Annotated in this window: 16 protein-coding genes and 2 pseudogenes; 6 read left to right on the top strand and 12 right to left on the bottom strand. The window is 68.2% G+C overall.

Annotated elements, in window-relative coordinates:
* Nucleotides 1-30 precede the first annotated feature (30 nt).
* A complete protein-coding gene (locus A5681_RS09805) occupies nucleotides 31-633 on the top strand; it encodes a CGNR zinc finger domain-containing protein (protein ID WP_231996272.1) in 603 nt (200 codons plus the stop codon).
* Here the strand turns inward: A5681_RS09805 and A5681_RS09810 are convergent.
* From A5681_RS09810 to A5681_RS09840, 7 genes and pseudogenes are all read right to left on the bottom strand, one after another.
* Nucleotides 613-1223 (bottom strand): annotated as a pseudogene (locus A5681_RS09810) (class I SAM-dependent methyltransferase). The gene A5681_RS09805 and the pseudogene A5681_RS09810 overlap by 21 nt on opposite strands.
* A complete protein-coding gene (locus A5681_RS09815; RefSeq protein ID WP_197498561.1) occupies nucleotides 1217-1486 on the bottom strand; it encodes a hypothetical protein in 270 nt (89 codons plus the stop codon). The pseudogene A5681_RS09810 and the gene A5681_RS09815 overlap by 7 nt, the downstream one beginning before the upstream one ends.
* Nucleotides 1487-1526: 40 nt before the next feature.
* A complete protein-coding gene (locus A5681_RS09820) occupies nucleotides 1527-2378 on the bottom strand; it encodes an SDR family oxidoreductase (protein ID WP_067272938.1) in 852 nt (283 codons plus the stop codon).
* A gap of 36 nt (nucleotides 2379-2414) precedes the next feature.
* A complete protein-coding gene (locus A5681_RS09825; protein WP_067272942.1) occupies nucleotides 2415-3179 on the bottom strand; it encodes a DUF2127 domain-containing protein in 765 nt (254 codons plus the stop codon).
* A 45-nt stretch (nucleotides 3180-3224) separates the two neighbouring features.
* Nucleotides 3225-4613 (bottom strand): MmgE/PrpD family protein, encoded by a 1389-nt coding sequence (locus A5681_RS09830; protein ID WP_082968288.1) that lies wholly within the window; start codon nucleotides 4611-4613, stop codon nucleotides 3225-3227.
* A gap of 110 nt (nucleotides 4614-4723) precedes the next feature.
* Nucleotides 4724-5653 (bottom strand): LysR family transcriptional regulator, encoded by a 930-nt coding sequence (locus A5681_RS27960; protein WP_067272948.1) that lies wholly within the window; start codon nucleotides 5651-5653, stop codon nucleotides 4724-4726.
* A 9-nt stretch (nucleotides 5654-5662) separates the two neighbouring features.
* Complete coding sequence (locus tag A5681_RS09840; RefSeq protein WP_067272952.1) at nucleotides 5663-6526, bottom strand: helix-turn-helix domain-containing protein; 864 nt, start codon at nucleotides 6524-6526, stop codon at nucleotides 5663-5665.
* A 284-nt stretch (nucleotides 6527-6810) separates the two neighbouring features.
* On the opposite strand from A5681_RS09840, the gene A5681_RS09845 reads away from it, so the two are divergent.
* From A5681_RS09845 to A5681_RS09860, 4 genes are all read left to right on the top strand, one after another.
* On the top strand, nucleotides 6811-7224 hold the full coding sequence (locus A5681_RS09845) for a nuclear transport factor 2 family protein (protein ID WP_067272956.1): 414 nt from the start codon (nucleotides 6811-6813) through the stop codon (nucleotides 7222-7224).
* Nucleotides 7225-7227: 3 nt separating this feature from the next.
* Nucleotides 7228-8046, top strand: coding sequence for an SDR family NAD(P)-dependent oxidoreductase (locus A5681_RS09850; RefSeq protein WP_067272985.1), 819 nt, complete (start codon nucleotides 7228-7230; stop codon nucleotides 8044-8046).
* Between the two features lie 269 nt (nucleotides 8047-8315).
* Complete coding sequence (locus tag A5681_RS09855) at nucleotides 8316-9602, top strand: sodium:proton exchanger (protein ID WP_419866306.1); 1287 nt, start codon at nucleotides 8316-8318, stop codon at nucleotides 9600-9602.
* A gap of 30 nt (nucleotides 9603-9632) precedes the next feature.
* Nucleotides 9633-10469, top strand: a complete 837-nt coding sequence (locus A5681_RS09860) for an SDR family oxidoreductase (RefSeq protein ID WP_082968289.1) — start codon at nucleotides 9633-9635, stop codon at nucleotides 10467-10469.
* A gap of 7 nt (nucleotides 10470-10476) precedes the next feature.
* Here A5681_RS09860 and A5681_RS09865 read toward each other — a convergent pair whose 3' ends face one another.
* From A5681_RS09865 to A5681_RS09885, 5 genes are all read right to left on the bottom strand, one after another.
* Entirely contained in the window at nucleotides 10477-12252 is a 1776-nt protein-coding gene (locus tag A5681_RS09865) for a SulP family inorganic anion transporter (RefSeq protein WP_067272963.1), read from the bottom strand.
* A 17-nt stretch (nucleotides 12253-12269) separates the two neighbouring features.
* Nucleotides 12270-13337, bottom strand: coding sequence for a sulfate ABC transporter substrate-binding protein (locus A5681_RS09870; protein ID WP_067272966.1), 1068 nt, complete (start codon nucleotides 13335-13337; stop codon nucleotides 12270-12272).
* A 130-nt stretch (nucleotides 13338-13467) separates the two neighbouring features.
* Complete coding sequence (locus A5681_RS09875; RefSeq protein ID WP_067272968.1) at nucleotides 13468-15042, bottom strand: flavin-containing monooxygenase; 1575 nt, start codon at nucleotides 15040-15042, stop codon at nucleotides 13468-13470.
* A complete protein-coding gene (locus tag A5681_RS09880) occupies nucleotides 15039-16838 on the bottom strand; it encodes a flavin-containing monooxygenase (RefSeq protein ID WP_067272990.1) in 1800 nt (599 codons plus the stop codon). Before A5681_RS09880 ends, A5681_RS09875 begins: the two co-directional genes overlap by 4 nt.
* Nucleotides 16839-16915: 77 nt before the next feature.
* The gene (locus tag A5681_RS09885) at nucleotides 16916-17548 is read right to left on the bottom strand and encodes a TetR/AcrR family transcriptional regulator (protein ID WP_067272971.1); all 633 of its coding nucleotides are present in this window, start codon (nucleotides 17546-17548) and stop codon (nucleotides 16916-16918) included.
* Between the two features lie 130 nt (nucleotides 17549-17678).
* Here A5681_RS09885 and A5681_RS27670 point away from each other — a divergent pair.
* Nucleotides 17679-17782, top strand: a pseudogene (locus A5681_RS27670) (TetR/AcrR family transcriptional regulator); the annotation flags it as partial.

Below are 17782 nucleotides of genomic sequence, written 5' to 3' on the forward strand. Positions count from 1 at the left end.
GGTTCCGACATAGTCAAGTATATTTTGCTTATGTCTATTTCATGGGCTGCGTCACAGCGATACGGCACCACCCCGGCGCCCGGCGGCCTCGCGCTGGTCCAGGACTTCCTCAACACCCGGGGGATCGCGGGATACGGCCCCGACCTGCTCGCCGACACCACGCTCGCCCGCGAGTGGGTCGATGGCGCGGTGCGCAACTGGTCGGCCGCCCGCGGTGAGGAGTTGCCGCCGCCGAAGCTCGACGACGCGGACCTGAGCAAGCTGCGCTCGTTGCGGGACACCATCGATGCGCTGGTATCCGGCGAGGTGGCGGGCGCACGATCCGTCGTCCCCGCGGCCTTGGTGATCTCCGACGCCGGTGCGGTGCGGCTGGAGCCCAGCGGCACCGGGTGGCGGTGGCTGGCTTCCGCCGTGTGGGCCGAGATTCTGCTCAGCCAGCACGCCGACACCTGGCGGCGCGTCAAGCAGTGCCACAACCACCGTTGCGGGTCGACGTTCTACGACCGCTCTAAAAACAACAGCGGGGTCTGGCACGACGTCAAGACGTGCGGCAACGCCGCCAATCTGCGCGCTTCGCGGGCGCGCCGACGGGAACGTGAGCGCGCGGCGGGCTCAGCCGTTTCGCCACAGTAGGCGGTATCGGTAATAGAGGCCCCGCCGGATCACCGCTCCCGGGATCACGTCCGCGGCCACCCCGCGAATCTCTTGCAGGCTTTCCCCAGGGTCTGCTACCGCCACGCCGATGTTGCGGGTTTCTCGATGCAGCAGCGACCCGGCCCGCGCCGCGGGGTACAGAGCGCGGCCCACGCCCAATCGGCGACCGTCTTATTGGCCGACAGGCCGACGACGGCGAGCTCCCCTGCGGGCCTGAGCATTTCGCGCGCTCTTTGCAGCGTCCCGCGCAGCGGCAGGTGATGCAGGCTCGCCACGAACGTGATGAGGTCGAAGGAGCGCGGCTGCGCCGGAAAAGTTTCGAAGGGGGCGAGCCGCACCGATGCGTTGTCGGTGGACCGCAATCGCTGCACCGCCCGCTGGACCGCGGTTGGGTCGGCATCGATGCCGGTGACGCTGCGCGAGACCGGGGCCAGCCGCTGGACCAGCAGCCCCTCGCCACACCCCACGTCCAGGACGTCGCCGCCGTGCCGCGCGGCGATGTCGACCAGCCAGCCGTGATACGCGGCGTTGTGGTTCCAATAGTCGGGTGCGCGGTCGGCCCTCAGCAGCGCTCCGCGCCCCGCCGCATGAGCGTCACGTCGGCGCGCGCGCGACGCGGCCGGCTCCTCAGCACCACCTGCAACGCGTAGCCGGCGCGCGCCTTGATCGGCGTCACGACATCGAGATTGCTATGGCTCTGGCTAATCCAGGAGGGCAGTGTCGCCACGGTGTCGGTCCTTCGTCTGTTCGGCCTGTCCGCCGACTCATTGAATTGCACCGGCGCCGATTTACGGGCGCGCCGCGCCGCGGTAAACGCCACGAAAACCCGCATTGTGGCCATCCGCACAGCTGGCGGGCCGCCGGGCGGCGTGTCACACACTCCTCGAGCGTCTGAACTTTCGCAGGTAGGCCGACAGCGCGCGCGCCGGTGGCGCCTTGGGCCAATCGTCGGCCCGGAAATGAGCGTCGGTGCCGCCATCGACGAAGACGACGCTGCCGCAGAGGAATTCGGCGGACTCCGACAGCATGAAACACATCCACTCGGCCATGTGCCGCGCCTCGCCGAAGCCGCCCAGTGGCACTGGGAAGGACCGCACGGCCTTGGCCTGCCGCGGCGTCGCAAGCTGTTCCTGCAGCAGCGGCGTCATGATGGCCCCGGGAGCCAACGCATTGAGGCGCACGCCCGCGCCCGCCCATTCGGGCAGCACCGCGTGTCGCCGCACCCAGCGACTCAGGGCGATCTTCGATGCGGCGTACATCATCGTCGGCGCGGCCGGGCCGAACGGTCGCACCGATCGCATCGCCTTACCGGCGTCATGCGCGAGGAACGCCTTCACCGCACGGCGCGGGACGAGGGGCACCGTCGTCGCCGAGTTGCTCGCCACGACCACCACTTTCGCGCTCTCGGCCGCCGCCAGCGCCGGTCGCCAGGCGACCAGCGGCTCGACGACGCCGAAGAAGTTGACCTCGCCGATCTGGCGTAACCGCTCTCGCCCGGGTGCCGGCCCGAGCCCGGCGGCCAGCACCGCCCCGTCGAGTTTGCCGCCCGAGGCCGCCAGCACACCATCGGCGGCGTGCTCACGCCCGTGCGGAGTCGACAGGTCGGCGACAATGTCGGCGTCTTTGATGTCGACGCCGATCACGGTGTGCCCGTCGGCCTTGAGCCGCCGCGCCGTCTCGTAGCCCATCCCCGACGCCGACCCGGTGACCGCATAGATGCCCATCGGTTTAGTTCTTACCAGCCGCGGTGGACTCGGACCTCAGGTTTTGGCGGCGGCCTTCTCGACATCGAGCAGCTGCTCGCCGCGCCGTTCCTCGTCGTAGGCTTCGCGGCCGCCCCGCAAGCCGAACAGGCGTTTCGAGAACAGCAGGTAGATCACGGCCGCCACGTTGATGCCGAAGGTGACCAGGCGGGTCATCGTGATGCCCTTGGCCAGGTCGTCAATCTCCAACGGCAAGAACACCGACGTGGCTATCACCGCGAAGTACTCGCCCCAGCGCTTGAGCAACCACAGGCCGACGCCCTCGACCACTTCCAGCAGCGCATAGCCGGCCAGCATCAGGGTCAGCAACGCCAAGGTGGAGGGCTTGGCCGCCAGCGCCTTTTCGAGTTCGTGCACGATGGTCATCTGGTCGACCTTGAACCCCGCCGCCCGGAAGATCGGCAGGTCGCGGTCGAGGGTGGCCTGGATGGCTCCCCGTGCACCGCGGAACTTCCACACCGCGTACGCGGCGAGCGCGATCACCACCGCGCGGAACAGGCGTTCAACCGCGAGTGTCCGGATGATGATCGCCTGGCGTAAAGCCTTGCCGCGCATGATCATCGGCGCATCTTCGGCTGGTCCCCGCCCGTGCGGCGCGCCGACGGTGAATTCACCGCAACGCAGACAGCGCCACACCTCGCCAAGGCCGGTGGTGCCGCTCAGGCGTGCGGCGAGATCCTCCTCGTCGGGGGCGTAGGTGACGTGTCCCGCGATCGCGCAGGTGACCAACTCCCACCGATTGATGCCCTGATGTTTACGCATGGCCGATCATCGCACTGCCGGCGGCGGTTCACGCAAGAGGGCGCCTCAGAACCGGGGATGGGCCCGCGGCCGCTCGGCGCGGGGGCTCACCGCCCCCAGAAGACCGGTGAGTTCGGCGACCGGTATCTGGTCGAGGTGATCGACCGCCGCGATGATGTCGGCGCGCAACGCTTCCCCGCTGAAGGGTTCGGCCAGCCAGCCGAACTTGTCGACGACGCGTTCCCACGACATGGGCCGGGTCGGCGAGCCCTCGTAATCGGCTTGTTCACGGTCGAATTCGCGCCCGTCCCGGGTCAACAGGTGAACCCGGGCCGCGGTGCGGTTCGGATAGTCGGCGGTCAGATCGGCGGCCGGCTCGACATCGATCCGGGTCAGCAGGTCCTGGACGTCGGCTCGCATGACCCGATCGGTTTCCAGCTGTTCGGGGCCCACCCCACCATCGAGGAGCGCTACCGCGCTGAGGTACTTCAGGTTGTAGTCCGCCTGCTCCTTGGTGCGCGGGTGGTCCTTGGCACCGTAGGCTCCCCCACCGGCGAAGTCATAGGCACCCTGGAAGACCTCGAGCGTCACCCCCTCGATGTCCTCGCCGCGCAAGGCGTGCTCGCCGCGCAGCGCCAGGATCGCGTCGATGACGACCTGGCCGTGGATCAGTGCGCAGTACTGCTTCAGATAGGTCCGCTCGACGCAGGCGAGCCCGCGATCGGCGGTGCCGAGATCGATGGGTTGGTCGAAGAGTTGGACAAGGCCGTGCGGGCCCTCGAACAACGACTTGGGACCGGTGACGCCGCGGGCGGCCAGCATGGTCGCGTAGACGGCGCGCATGGCGGTGCTGGCCGGGGAAATGCCCTTCCAATTCGAGACCGGCTCGGCGTGCACGGTGGCCAGCGACACATTGTCGGTCGCGGCCGCCGCGATGGCATTGGCGGTCTCCTCGACGCCCAGGCCGAGCAACTTCGCCGCACCGGCCGCGACCGACATCGACAGCTGCAGCGCATGATTGAGTCCTCGCGCCATCACGGGCACCTGCGCGCTGAACCGGCACTGCACCTCGTAGGCGACCGCAAGGGCCAGCAGGAAATCGGCTCCGCTGGCGCCGGTGTGCTCGGCGACCGCCAGCACCGCGCCGAAGTTGTCGGCGGGATGGCACAGCCCGCCGACCGTCAGATAGGTGTCCAGCAGGTCGGGGTACCGCACCAGCACCGTGTTGAAAAACGCGGCCTGGTCCACCGAGGCCCGCCCGCCGCCCACCAGCGTCGCGGTGGGGACGCCGCTGAACTGCGCGGTGTGCTCGCGGATGGGCGCAATCAGTTCCCCGTCCAGGGAACCGACCGCGCAGGCAATGCTGTCGAGCACATTGCGCTTCAGCAGCGCCCGGGGTCGTCCCGTCAGGTCCGCGGGCTCCGCACGGACGGCGAATGCGGCCAGCTGATCCACAACGTAGTTATCTGCCATGACTTTTCGCCTTCCGGGCTACTCACTTCACTGAAGCGCAGCGCCGGCCCGGCGTCCAGGACCGTTCTCTTACCAGTGCTCGATGCGGGTTCTCACCGCAGGTGGGGGTCGCCGGCCGGAACCCACCACCGACCGGCGGGCGGGGCCGGCCAGTCGCGGGTGCGCGCGATCGTCAGCAGCGCGTCCACGGCGTCACGCACGCTGGCGCGGTCGTCGTCGCGCCGGTGCAGCAGCGACCATGTCCACAGCGGTATCGGGTCGGCGACGGGACGCTGACCCAAACTCGGCGGCAACGCCGCGGTATGGCGCTTCGGGGACGCGAGCACGGCCCCACCCACCTTGCGTACATGCGCGTGAAAGGCATCCCCGGTGATGCCGCCGTCGTCGATGTGCACGACGCGCGCGCCGACGGCGGCCGCGAACTCGGTGGCGTATCGGTTCCACGACGACCACGCCGATTCGTCGGCGTCGACTAGCACGCTCAGCCGTTGCGCGGCAACGGGTTCCGTTGAGCCGGCACCGGGAAGGACCGCGCGCAGCGGCTCCGTCCGCATCAGGTGCGCGATCAGGCCACGATCGCTGACCTGGTCGGCGGTGACCCACGCCAACGCGACGTCGAGAGTGCCCTCGGCCACCCGGTCGGCTTGCGCATGCGACGGCAGCACCCATTCGTCGACGCGCAGGTCCGCGGCGGAGCCCACCAGGGCGGTGATGTCCTCGGGCAGCCAACTGACGTACCCCAGGCGCACCGGCGTGCTGCGCGCGGACGCCCGCTGGAGCCGGCGCTTGGCGTCGTCGGCGAGCGACAGGATGTGCCGCGCATCGGGAAGGAACGTGCGCCCGGCCTCGGTCAGCCGAACGCTGCGCCGGTCGCGCACGAGCAAGTCGGCGCCCAGTTCACGCTCGAGGGCGATGATCTGTTGCGAGAGCGCCGGTCCCGAGATGTGGACGCGTTGCGCGGCCCGGCCGAAGTGCAACTCCTCGGCGACGGCCACGAAATAGCGCAGCTGCCGCAGTTCCATACGCGGAGCCTAGACGGCGCGATCGACCGCGCGGGGCCGCGGCGGTCCCACGCTGATGGCCGTCGTTTCATCGGTCAAGTGTTTCCCGATGAGCCGGATCTGCCGCGCCGACAGCGGGCACAGCGGATGCACGGCCACCATCAGGGCCACCTGTCGTTCGTCGAAAACCGGTGCCGCGATGGTCACGACGGGCTGCTTGCGCCGGCCCGGGTTGTCGTCGGAAAGGAAGCCGATGGTGGTGAACTCGACGCGCAACTGATCCATGATGTGGCGCACCGGTGTCGGCATGTCAGCGCTGTCCAACGTGCCGACCACCTGTGCGGCCTGCGCCAGCGCGGGCGTAGTCCAGTCGACGTCGAAGCCGCGCTCACGGGTGCGTGCCAACACCTGCTCGAGTCGCCGGATGCGATCCGGGTTGTCGCCAGCGCCGCGGCGGATCCACGCGCGTTGTTCGTCCTCGTCGTCCCAGGCGGCGAAAGCCACCCCGAAGGGCGGCGCGTAGGGGATGCGATCGCCGGGTATCCCGGACGGTTGGGTGGCGGGCTCGCCCTCAAACGCGGTGACCACCAACGAATCCCCGAACCGCTCGACCACGGAACAGGCGTAGCCGACCTCGCGGGACAGCCGCACCGCCGCCGCGCGGGCCGCGTGCGCGAGCGGGCGTGCGGTGTCCGTTCGCGCGGCCACGACGGCCAGCGCCGGGCCCAGGGTGAAGGTCTTGGTGACCGGGTCACGGCTGGCCCAACCGCGGTCGCACAACGTCTTGAGGATCGCGTGCGCCGTCGCCTGGGTGAGGTCGAGTTCGCGCACGATGTCGGAGAATCGCAGCCGCGCATTCCCGGACCGGGCCAGCAGCTCGACTACGTCGAGCACCCGACCCGTCGGCGCAGACGTCGCTCCGCGAATGGCTTGACTCCTTCGCCGCACGATTTAGAGTTAGACGAACATTCGAGATTGTACGTCGACTATTCGAGAGAGTTAAGCCTTTTGCGCACTGCGGTGTTGAGGGCGGGCACGCTCGACGCGATCGCGGCGGGGCGGCCCGGTCCGCTCCCCCAGCGTGGGCAAGATCATCGGCCTCGACGGAGTGCGCTCGAACCGGTCAGCCGGTCGGATGGGCCGCGGCGCGTGGTGGTCCATCCGAACGGAGACCCGTCATGACCGAACGTGAAGACCGCCAAGACATTTCCGAGCTGCTGGTGCGCTACGCCACCGGGATAGACCGGCGCGACTGGCCGCTGTTTCGGACGGTGTTCACGGCGGATTGCGAGCTCGACTACGGGGAGATCGGCTCGTGGACGGGCGTCGACGCCGTCGCAGGCTTCATGGAGCAGGTGCACGCCCTCGCGGGGCACACGCTGCACCGGTTGACCAATCATGCGATCACCGTCGACGGCGATAAGGCGACGGCGCGGACCTACATCGACGGACTGATCATGGCCGCCGACAACAACTCCGGGGTCAACGCGATCGGCTTCTACGACGACGAAATCGTGCGCACCGCGGACGGCTGGCGGATCGCCCGCCGCCGCTACACCCAGGTTCGGCTGACGACGGTCGGGGGTTCCTAGATGATGACGTTTGCAACCAAGTACGGACCGTGGGCGCTGGTGGCGGGCGCCTCCGACGGGGTGGGGGCGGCATTCGCGCGCGAGGTCGCCGAGCGTGGCGTCAACGTCGTGCTGATCGCCCGTCGGCAAGCCGTGCTCGACGAGGTCGCGGCCGGGATCCGCGCCGATACATCGGCGTCCACGCGGACTCTCGCCATCGATCTCGCCGAGCCGGGCGCGGCGGCGGCGATCGCGGCGGCGACCGCCGACCTGGAGGTCGGCTTCCTCGTGTACTGCGCGGGCGCCGACCCGAACTTCGAGCCGTTTCTGGCCAATCCGATCGGAGTGGCCGAGGCGATGGTGCAGCGCAACTGCATGGTGCCGATGCAGCTGTGCCACCACTTCGCCGCCCCCATGGTCGAACGGGGCCGCGGCGGAATCGTGTTGTTCGGATCCGGCGCCGGCCTGGCCGGTGGCGCCAATATGGTCGCCTACGGTGCGACGAAGGCGTTCGACATGGTGTTCGCCGAAGCGCTCTGGGCCGAGTTGCACGACAAGGGCGTCGACGTCCTGGGCCTCATCCTGGGCAAGACCGACACGCCCGCGTTGCGGCAACTCGAGCACAGCCGTGGGCAGATAGCGTCGCTCGACGAGGCGCCGCCGGGGGCGGCCGCCGTGCCGGACGTGATCGCCGAGGCCTTCGGGAACCTTGGCAACGGGCCGACCCTGATGGTCGGCGACATGATGCGGGCCGCCGAACAAATGCTGGCGTCGCTAACCCGCAACCAGGCCGTCGCCCTGTTCGCCCAGGCCGCGGCGGCGGCCATGGGCGCGGGCGAGTAGTGGCGGCCTCCCCCGCTCGCGGCCCGTGGAACTGCACAAGCTCGGATCCCAGTCCGGAAGGTTTGCCAAACTTCGAAATCAGGACAGCCTAACTTTCTGCTGACGCGTGTCTGGCCAGCAAAGATAAGCCGGGGCCCGTCGACGCCCCGAGGATCGACGACGTTGCTGGCGGCGCGCTTCGCGGGTAGTTTAGGGAGGCGTTGGGCACGGCTAATCCAGTCCGGAGTAGCCGCTCTGAGTCGCCACCCCCTCCCGATCGAAGGATGACGATGCTCGCCACCGACAGGCCCGGGGCCGCGACCGCGACGGCAGAACGGTCGCGACGCCTCACCCTGACCCGGTCGGGATTGATCACCGCGGCTTTCGTTGCCCCGGCCGTCATCATCCGTGTCGTCGGCCTGCACCCCGACCCGGTCGCGGCCCTGCTGATCTACGGGGCCGCGGTCGTCTCGGCGAGCTTCTTGCTGGCGTGGGCCGCGGAGACCGCGCAGATCGATGTCTCCGGCGGGCTGGCGACGGCGATCCTGGCGTTGATCGCGGTACTGCCCGAGTACGCCGTCGACCTTTATTACGCGTACGTCTCCGGCCACAACGCCGAGTACACGCAATACGCCGCGGCCAACATGACGGGCTCGAACCGGTTGCTGATGGGTTTGGGGTGGCCCGTCGTGGTGTTGGTCAGCATCGTCGTGGCGCGCAAGGCCGGCGCGAAGAACGCCACCGGTCTGGCGCTGCAACCCACCAATCGCGTCGAACTCGGTTTCCTCCTGATCGCCGGGGTCATCGCCTTCGCGATCCCGGCCAGTGGGCAGATCCACTTCGGCCTGGGGCTGGCGCTGCTCGCCTGGTTCGGGTTCTACCTGTACAAGATCGGTCACGGCGACGTCGAGGAGCCCGATCTGATCGGGACCGCCGCCGCCCTCGGGGAGCTGCCCGATCGCGGGCGGCGCATCGTCGTCGTCGGCCTCTTCCTGGTGTCCGGCGCGGTGATTCTGCTGTGCGCCAAACCGTTCGCCGACAACCTGGTCGCCGCGGGCACCGAGCTGGGCATCGACCGGTTCCTGCTGGTCCAGTGGCTCGCCCCGCTGGCCTCCGAGGCCCCGGAGTTCATCGTCGCCACCATCTTCGCCGCCCGCGGCAAGGGCACGGCGGCCATCGCCACCTTGATCTCCTCCAAGGTCAATCAGTGGACGCTGCTGATCGGGTCGCTGCCGGTCGCCCATCTGCTCGGCGGCGGCGGATTCTCGCTGCAGCTCGACCCGCGTCAGGTGGAGGAAGTGCTCCTGACGGCCACCCAGACCATGATGGGCGTGGCGCTGTTGCTGGCACTGCGATTCCAGCGCGCCGCGGCATGCACGCTGCTGGGCTTGTTCGTCGTGCAATTCCCGATCGCCTCGACGCATGGCCGGCTGTTGCTCTGTGCCGTCTACATTGTGGTGGCCGTCGTCGCGCTGGTCCGCTACCGTCGTCACCTCGTCGCCACCCTGCGGGCGCCGTTTGTCGGGACGGCCATCCGGCACAGCGGTCACCCGCACCATCTGGAGCCAGACGCCTAGTCGCCTCGGCCGCCGTATACGGTCCACGGTATGAATCGTGTGTCCGTCATCACGGGCGGCGCGGGCGGCATGGGCCTGGCCACCGCCAGGGTCGTCGGCCGCGACCACACCCTGGTCCTCTGCGACGTCAGGCAAGACCGGCTCGACGCAGCGGCCGCAGCACTGAAAGAGCTCGGGATGGCGCCGACGACCGTCGACTGCGATGTCACGGACCGGGGTGCGGTCGCCGACCTGCTCGAACGGGCGAAGGGCCTGGGGACGCTCGCCTCGGTAATCCACACCGCGGGGGTCAGCCCGAGCATGGGCCCCGCCGACTACGTCATGCGCACCAACGCGCTCGGCACGCTCAACGTCAACGAGGCGTTCTTCGCCGCGGCCGGCGAGGGCGCGGTAATCGTCAACGTGGCGTCGATGGCGGCCCACATCCTGCCCGCGGAAATGGTTCCGGTAGACCAATTTCCCCTCGCGCTGCGCGACGCCGACGCCTTCCTGGACGCTCTGATGACGACCTGCAACATCGTCCCCGAGGAGGGGCGGTCCGGCATCGCCTACGCGGTCAGCAAGAGCTTCGTGAAGTGGTACAGCCAGTCGCAGGCGGAGAGATTCAACGGGCGCGGGTTGCGCATCGTCTCGGTCTCGCCGGGGTCGATCGACACCGAGATGGGCAGGCTCGAGGAGCAAGCCGGCGCTGGCGCGATGGTTACCAACGCCGCGGTCCCGCGGTGGGGCAAGCCGGAGGAGATGGCCGAGCTACTCGCCTTCTGCGCCAGTGACAAGGCGGGCTACCTCACCGGCACCGACATCCTCAACGACGGCGGCGTGATCGCCTCGATGACCGAACGGGCCCGGGCGGCCGCCGCCGGCTGAGCCCGCGTCAGACCAGGTAGTACAGCTCCGGGTGGCGGGCGAGTTCGGGCGGAGTCGTAAAGGGCGCCTTGAGGTTCAGCGCGGCCAGCTTGTTGTGCGCGTAGCGCACCGCTTTGAGCGTCGCCGAGAATTCCTCGTCCTCCTCGGGGAAGACCTGCTCTGCGGGGAACCAACTCTGGAAGCCGACATTGGTCAACACGCCGAGCGTGTCCGGGCGCACCCCGGCCAACAGGATCGTCACCCCACGCGCGGTCTCGTCGCGCAGGAAATGCTCGATGCGCTCGATGCAGACGACGTCGGGATGCCGCACCCGCTTGAGCCGCAACACCACGAACGTGTTGCCGTCCTCGGCGACCCGCCGGCTGATCGCCGACAGGTAGCGGTCCAGTTCCGGCGCCGCCCCGAAGAACAACTCCCCCTCCAGGTCGTAGATGACGATCGATTGATCCACCGGATCACCCGGGATACGTTCGCGCACAACGCGTTCGGGTGTGACGACGAGCTCCCTCGCCTTCAGCTTCGCCGCACGCGGCACGAACAGCAGGATCGAGAGCACCACCCCGAGCAACACCGACTTGTCCAGATCGATCGCCACGCCGGTGAACGCGGTGACGACGACCAAACCGGCGTCGTACTTCGACGCCTTGAGCGTGTAGACCAGGCGTCTGAAGTCGACCAACCGCGCGGCGGTCACCAGCAGCAGCCCGGCGAGCGCCGCCTGCGGGACGTAGCGCAGCAACGGTGCGAACAACAGCAGCGCCGCGGCCACCGTTGCGGCCGAGACGATCCCGGAGAAACGCGTACGGGCGCCGGACTGGAAGTTGATCGCCGACCGCGACAGTGAACCCGAGCCCGGCAGGCTTTGAAAGAAGCCACCGGCGAGGTTGGCCAAGCCTTCGGCCATGATCTGCCTGTTGTAGTCGATCTCTTGATTGGTCTGGTAGGCAATCGCTTTGGCGATCGAGAGCGCCTCGATGATGCCGACGAAGGCGATGGCCAGCGCGCCAGTCGACAGGTGCGGCAACCAGCCGGCGTGCACCTCGGGAACGTGCGCGGTCGGCAGGCTGCGGGGAATCTTTGCGGCCACCGTGACGGCGGTACGCCCGTTCGGGCCCGGAACCGACCAGCCCGCCAGATACGCGAGCAATGCGGTGACGATCAGGACGGCGAGCATGTCGATCTGCGGCCATCTATAGCGCTGCACCAGCTTCCGTAAGACCACGGCCAATATCACCGCCGCGGCGCTCAGCGTCAGTGCGCGGTAGTTGATGTGGTCGCCGTGGGTCAGCGTCAGCCATACGCGACGCAGGACGTGCATGTGGCCGTTGCCCTTGTCCCGCACACCGAGCGCGTTGCCCAGCTGTCCGATGGCGAGCAGAAACGCCGCCGCCGCCATGAAGCCGATGATCACCGATTCGGAAATGTAGCGGGTCAGGTTGCCGAGCTTGAACAAGCTGATCACGATCTGGAACGCCCCCACCAGCACGGCCAACAGGAACAGCCCCTCGAACAGTTCGGTCGCGTTCTCCGAGTCGATGAACGCCAGGGCCGTGAACACCAGTAGCGAGATGGCGCTCGTCGGCCCGTTGATCAGATGCGACGACGATCCGAAAATGGAGGCGACCACCGTCACGACGATCGCCGAATACACCCCGAACCGGGGATCCACCCCGGCGATCAGCGCATACGCCATCGCCTGCGGAAACGAAATCGCGGCCACGGTGAGCCCGGCGATCAGATCGTGCCGACCCTTGACCAGGCCGTAATTGAAAGCGATGGCCAAAGTGTGCTCGTCTTCCGCTATGTGCCCGACGCCGCGCCCGGCGGCGCGGAGATCGCGTCGAGGATTCCGTTGGTGCCGAAGAACTGTTCTCGCGCGTCGGCCCAGTCCTTGGCGATGGCCCCGATCGGGAACAGGGCGAGCGGCGGCAGCCGATCGGCGTGCCGGGCAAGGATCTCCGCCTTGAATGGCCGATAGCCGTACTGCGCCACCTGCTCTTGCCCCGCGTCGGTGAACAGGTACTCGAGGTAGGCCTTCGCGTAGCCGGCCGTCTTCGCGTCCGTGACGTTGGCGTCCACCCACGCCACCGCGGGCTCGGCAAGGATGCTGACCGGTGGGTAGACGAGCTCGAGTTCGTCCTTGTTGGCGGCGACCTCGCGGAGCGCTTCGTTCTCCCAGGTCAGTTGTGCGTCACCGACCTTCGCCAGCGTGAAGCTGTCGCCCGCGCTGCGGGCGCCGGCGTCGGAAACCGCGACGTGACGCAATAACGTCCGGACGTAGTCGGCCGCCTGGGCGTGGCTGCCGCCCCGGGTGGTGACCGAACCCCAGGCCGCCAGGACGCTGAGTTGGCCGTTGCCGGAGCTGCGCGGGTTGGGGGTCACCACGGACACGTCGCTCTTGATCAGGTCGGGCCAGTCGCGCACGCCCTTGGGATTGCCCTTGCGGACGACGAAGACGATGGTCGAGGTGTAGGGCACCGAGTGGTTCGGCAACCGCCGCTGCCAGTCCGGGGCGATGAGCCCCCGCTTGCTCAGTGTGTCGATGTCACTGATCAGCGCCAACGACACCACGTTGGCTTTCTGGCTGCCGTCCAGGACGTTGCGCAGCTGCCGCCCCGATCCGCCGTGAGATTCCTTGATGTCCAGCGTGATTCCGGAGCGTGCCCGGTATTGCGCGACGAATGTCCGATCGATGGCGGCGTACAGCTCGCGCGTGGGGTCGTAGGAAACGTTGAGGATCCGATTGGCCCCCTGGGGAGCCGCGTTCTTGACCGCGATTGCCCCGGCCGCAACGACTATGGCCACAACGCCGAGGACGGTGAGCCAGTTGACCCGCAACCGCGATAATCTCGGACGCGCGTCGAACATCCAGGCGTCCTCCCGCGGCAATGGCCAAGACGGTGTCGTCTGGCGAGAATTTTTAAATATGTTAACGATCGGCCCATTCGGGTGCAGCGGTGAGAATCAGCCTGAAAATAAGTGCGGACGCGCCGCATTCTCAGAACTGCTCGATCACACCGACCTGACCGCCGGCCACCCGATCCGCGAGGTCGTCGACTTCGGCCGGCGCTAGCCGCCAATCCCCCTGCCGCAGGCGCCAGGTGCGTCGGGCATACTCAAGCTCGGTGTAGGGCCACTGCGTGACGATGCGCCCGGTGGGCGAGCGGAAGTAGCTGTCGCAGCGGGTCCAGATGGTGCGTTCCAGGTCGGCCGAAAGACGGTCGTTGTAACGATTTTCGGCTTCGGGCCGGACGTCGATGTAACCGCCCCGCCGCGCCACCCGGGCGACCGCGCTGGCGATCAGTCGCGCCCCCGCCTCGAGGATGTAGACGATCGAGTTACCACCCTGGTTGGTGTTGGGGCCGTAAAGCATGAAGAAGTTCGGGAAACCGCTGACCGCGACGCCCAGGTATGCGCTCGGGTCGTCGCCCCAGTGCTCGTGCAACCGGCGGCCACCGGGGCCGATGACGTCGATGCCGGAGAGATAGCGGGACGTCTCGAAGCCGGTGGCCAGCACGATCGTGTCGACATCGACCGTCCGCCCCGAGGTGGTCAGCACGGACGATCCGTCGATGCGCCCGATGGGGTCGGTCACCAACTCGACATTGTCGCGCTGCAGAGCCCGATAGTACTCGTCGCCCAGCAACACCCGCTTGCACCGGAACGGGTAATCGGGCGTCAACGCCCGGCGCAGCCGCTCGTCGCCGACGGTGCGCTCCAGGAACGACGTCGCGACATGCGTGCGCGCGTAGATGACCGGGTCGTCGGCGAAGGTCGCCGTGTTGTCGTGTTGGAACTTCCAGATTTGCCAGCGGGTCCGGCGCGTCGCGAGGGGGTTGCGGCGGAATCGCGCCAATTCGCTTGCGCTGTAGGGACGGTCATCCTTGGGCACCATCCACGGCGGTGTGCGTTGGAAGACGCTGACCCGGTCGGCGATGTTGGCCAGTTCGGGGACAACTTGGACCCCGCTCGCGCCGGTGCCGATGACCGCCACCCTCTTGCCGGCCAGCTCGACCCGGTCATCCCACCGCGCGGTGTGCATGAGTGTGCCGGCGAAGTCGGTCAGGCCGGTGATGTCGGGAAGCTTTGGGGCGCCGAACAATCCGACGGCGCTTACCACGACGTCGGCGGTCAGGGTGCTCGCTGTCCCGGCGCGGTCCAGCTGGCAGTCCCAGCCCGCGCCGTTCCAGCGCAGCGAGCGCACCCGGGTGCCGAGCAGCAGATGCCGCCGCAAATCGAAGTCGTCGGCTACCGATTCGAGGTAGGCCAGGATTTCGGGCTGCCGGGCGTAGGTACGGCTCCACGATTTGTTGGGCGCGAACGAGAACGAGTAGAGGTGGCTTTGGATGTCACAGGCGGCGCCGGGATAGATGTTGCGCCGCCAGGTGCCTCCGACGCCGTCGTCAGCCTCGATGATCACCAGGTCGTCGATGCCGGCCCGGCGTAGCGCGACGGCGGCGCCCAGGCCACCGAAGCCCGCGCCGATGATCGCCACCCTGGGCGGGCGCCGGCGCCGAGTCGACGCCCGCAGCCGGCCGACGCCGTAACGCCACCGCGCGCGCCGACTGGTCACGATCCGGCCGTCCCGCCCCGGATCAGGTAGCCCCGCAGGTCGGCACGCTCACGCCATGCCCGCAATATGTCGGCATACTCGGTGGGTGCCCCGAAGAAGAAGCTGCCCTGACGAGTCTTGTTGTCCGCCTTGCCTTCCCGGTTGTAGTAGCCGGGGGTGCAGGTTTGGGCCCGCTCGGCGCCGGCGGCCGACCGCGTGACAACCGTGTCGACCCACGCGGCCTCGGCGTCGGTTGTCGCCTCCACTTCGCTGACGCCGCGTTCGAGTGCCCAGGCGATGATCCACGCGGCGTGCGTTGCCTGAACGTCCAGCAGGTAGGGGAAGTTCACCGTCAGCCCCGCCTGGGCGATGCTTTCGATGAAGCAGTTGGGGAACCTCGAGGTGCACAGGCCCTGAAAGGTGCGCACCCCGTCCGCCCAGTGTTCGGTCAGCGACACCCCGTCACGACCGATCAGCTCGAACCCGGTGCGGCGGCAGTAGTCGGTGCCCACCTCGAAACCCGTTGCGAAGATCAGGCAGTCGAGCTCGTAGGTCACGCCGTCGACCACCACGCCGGACTCGGTGATGCGCTGGACCCCGCGGCCTCGGGTGTCGACCAGGGTGACGTTGTCGCGGTTGAACGTCTGCAGGTACTCGTCGTGGAAACAGGGACGTTTGCAGAAATAGCCGTACCACGGTTTGAGCGCCTCCGCGGTGGCCGGATTGGCGACGAGCTCGTCGACTCGCGCCCGGATCTCTTCCATCTTGGCGAAGTCCGCGATCTCGATGTCGCGGCCTCGTCGCGCCGGGTCCGCGACGCCGTCGTCGTCATGACGCATCACGGGAAGCTTGCGCGTGATGCTCGTCCAGGCGTCGGCGACCAGGTCCTCGTCGGCTTGGCCGCCGGCGGTCAGGATCTGGAAGTTCTCGATGCGTTGGCGTTGCCAGCCGGGCCGTAAGGTGTTGGCCCACTGGGCATCTGTGGCGCGGTTGGCCCTTACGTCGACCGACGACGGCGTGCGCTGAAAGACGTACAGCCGCTCGGCCGCCCGGGCGAGGTGGGGCACGCACTGGATCGCCGTGGCGCCGGTACCGATGATGCCGACGCGCTTGCCGGTGAGATTCTCCAGGTTCGCGCCGGTGTAGGCGTAGTCCCACCGGCTGGTATGAAAGGCATGCCCGCGAAACGCACCGAGGCCCTCGATGCCCGGCAGCTTGGGCTTGGCCTGGTAGCCGTTGGCCATGGACACGAACCTGGCCCGCATCTCGTCACCCCGGTTGGTGCGGATGACCCAACGCGATTCCCGTGCTTCCCAGCGGATCTCCTGGACGTCGGTCTGCAGGCATGCGTCGCGGTACAGGTCGTAGTGCCGGGCGATCCGCTGGCAATGGGCGAAGATCTCCGGGCCCTTGGCGTACTTCTCGGTCGGGACGTAGCCGAGCTCCTCCAGCAGCGGCATGTACACATAGGACTCGACGTCGCAGGCGATTCCCGGATACCGGTTCCAGTACCACGTCCCGCCCACGTCGGCTGCTCGGTCGATCAGACGCACGCTTTCGACGCCGAGCTGACGCAGCCGCACGCCCGTCAGCAGCCCGCCGAAGCCCGCGCCAACGATCGCGACGTCGACCTCGTCGGTCAGCGGCTCGCGCGTGAATTCACCGTCCGCCCATGGGTCGTCGGCGAAACGGGCGAACGCGCCCGCGGTCTCGACGTACTGCGCGATGCCGTCCGGACGCAATCGTCGCGCGCGCTCTTGGGCGTACTTGCGTCGCAGCGCGTCGACGTCGAACGTCACGCCAACGGTTTCAGTCACGGCCACGATCCTCTCGTGGGCCCGACTATATAATCAATCGCTTGATCATATCAAGGCGTGGCCGCGTCTGCCTGCGGCTATCCCCGCCCGGCGGCGAACAGCGTCCCCCTGACCATTTTCTTGGCCACGTCCAGAGCAGCGTGGTAATCGCGCGGCGGCGACGTGGCCGCCAACTCGACCAACCCATAGATCAGCGCGTAGACCGCCTCGACGACACTGTCACGACCGGAACGGTGTGACAGATCCCCCCGCCGGTAGCCGTCGTCGACGACGCCCTCGATGATCTCGCGGAATGCCTGAAATCCCGTGCCCTCGTCGACGTGTGGATCGGAGCCGACCGCGCCTTCGGCACGAATCACCCACTCGAAGGCGGCGAGATCGGGATACTCGCGCATCAGCCGGCCCGATTCGTCGAGCACCGCCTCGATGCGGTCGACCGCGCTTCCGGACCGCGCGGCGGCCGCTCGCAGTCGCGGCAATGCGACGTCGGTGCGCGCCGCGATCGCCGCCTTGATCAGCTCGGCCTTGTTCGGAAAGTAGTTGTACAGGCTGGCGCTGGTGACATCCGCGGTGCGGGCGATCTCCCGAATCGTGGCTCGCGAGTAGCCCACCGTCGCCACACAGCGCATGGTGGCCACGATGATGCGCTGGCGGGTCTGCTCGCCGTCCGCACCGACCGGGCGCCCCAATTGCGCCGGGGGACCGCTCATGCGGGAAGGTACCGTCCCTCACGCACCGCGCACCTCCGCCGGAAACCCCGAATTAATCGATCGCTCGATTATATTCGACCTGTCAGGCACCGAGGGCCGGCGGACGGGACACGCGAGTGGGGAGAACACGGTGACGCGGCCGCAGCGGGGACGCCCCGTCGGGGCCAGCGGTGAGGAGACCCGCCAGCGCATCATCGTGGCCACCATGCGCTGTGTGGCGACGGTGGGCTACTC

This window comes from Mycobacterium scrofulaceum (genome assembly GCF_001667885.1).
Lineage (GTDB): Bacteria > Actinomycetota > Actinomycetes > Mycobacteriales > Mycobacteriaceae > Mycobacterium > Mycobacterium scrofulaceum_C.

Excerpts from the sequence above, each read along its gene's own strand:
- A5681_RS09815 (WP_197498561.1), bottom strand. The coding sequence starts at position 1,486 with ATGCGGGTTTTCGTGGCGTTTACCGCGGCGCGGCGCGCCCGTAAATCG.
- A5681_RS09860 (WP_082968289.1), top strand. The coding sequence starts at position 9,633 with ATGAATCGTGTGTCCGTCATCACGGGCGGCGCGGGCGGCATGGGCCTG.
- A5681_RS09805 (WP_231996272.1), top strand. The coding sequence starts at position 31 with ATGTCTATTTCATGGGCTGCGTCACAGCGATACGGCACCACCCCGGCG.
- A5681_RS09845 (WP_067272956.1), top strand. The coding sequence starts at position 6,811 with ATGACCGAACGTGAAGACCGCCAAGACATTTCCGAGCTGCTGGTGCGC.
- A5681_RS09885 (WP_067272971.1), bottom strand. The coding sequence starts at position 17,548 with ATGAGCGGTCCCCCGGCGCAATTGGGGCGCCCGGTCGGTGCGGACGGC.
- A5681_RS09870 (WP_067272966.1), bottom strand. The coding sequence starts at position 13,337 with ATGTTCGACGCGCGTCCGAGATTATCGCGGTTGCGGGTCAACTGGCTC.
- A5681_RS09855 (WP_419866306.1), top strand. The coding sequence starts at position 8,316 with ATGCTCGCCACCGACAGGCCCGGGGCCGCGACCGCGACGGCAGAACGG.
- A5681_RS09850 (WP_067272985.1), top strand. The coding sequence starts at position 7,228 with ATGACGTTTGCAACCAAGTACGGACCGTGGGCGCTGGTGGCGGGCGCC.
- A5681_RS09825 (WP_067272942.1), bottom strand. The coding sequence starts at position 3,179 with ATGCGTAAACATCAGGGCATCAATCGGTGGGAGTTGGTCACCTGCGCG.
- A5681_RS27960 (WP_067272948.1), bottom strand. The coding sequence starts at position 5,653 with ATGGAACTGCGGCAGCTGCGCTATTTCGTGGCCGTCGCCGAGGAGTTG.
- A5681_RS09820 (WP_067272938.1), bottom strand. The coding sequence starts at position 2,378 with ATGGGCATCTATGCGGTCACCGGGTCGGCGTCGGGGATGGGCTACGAG.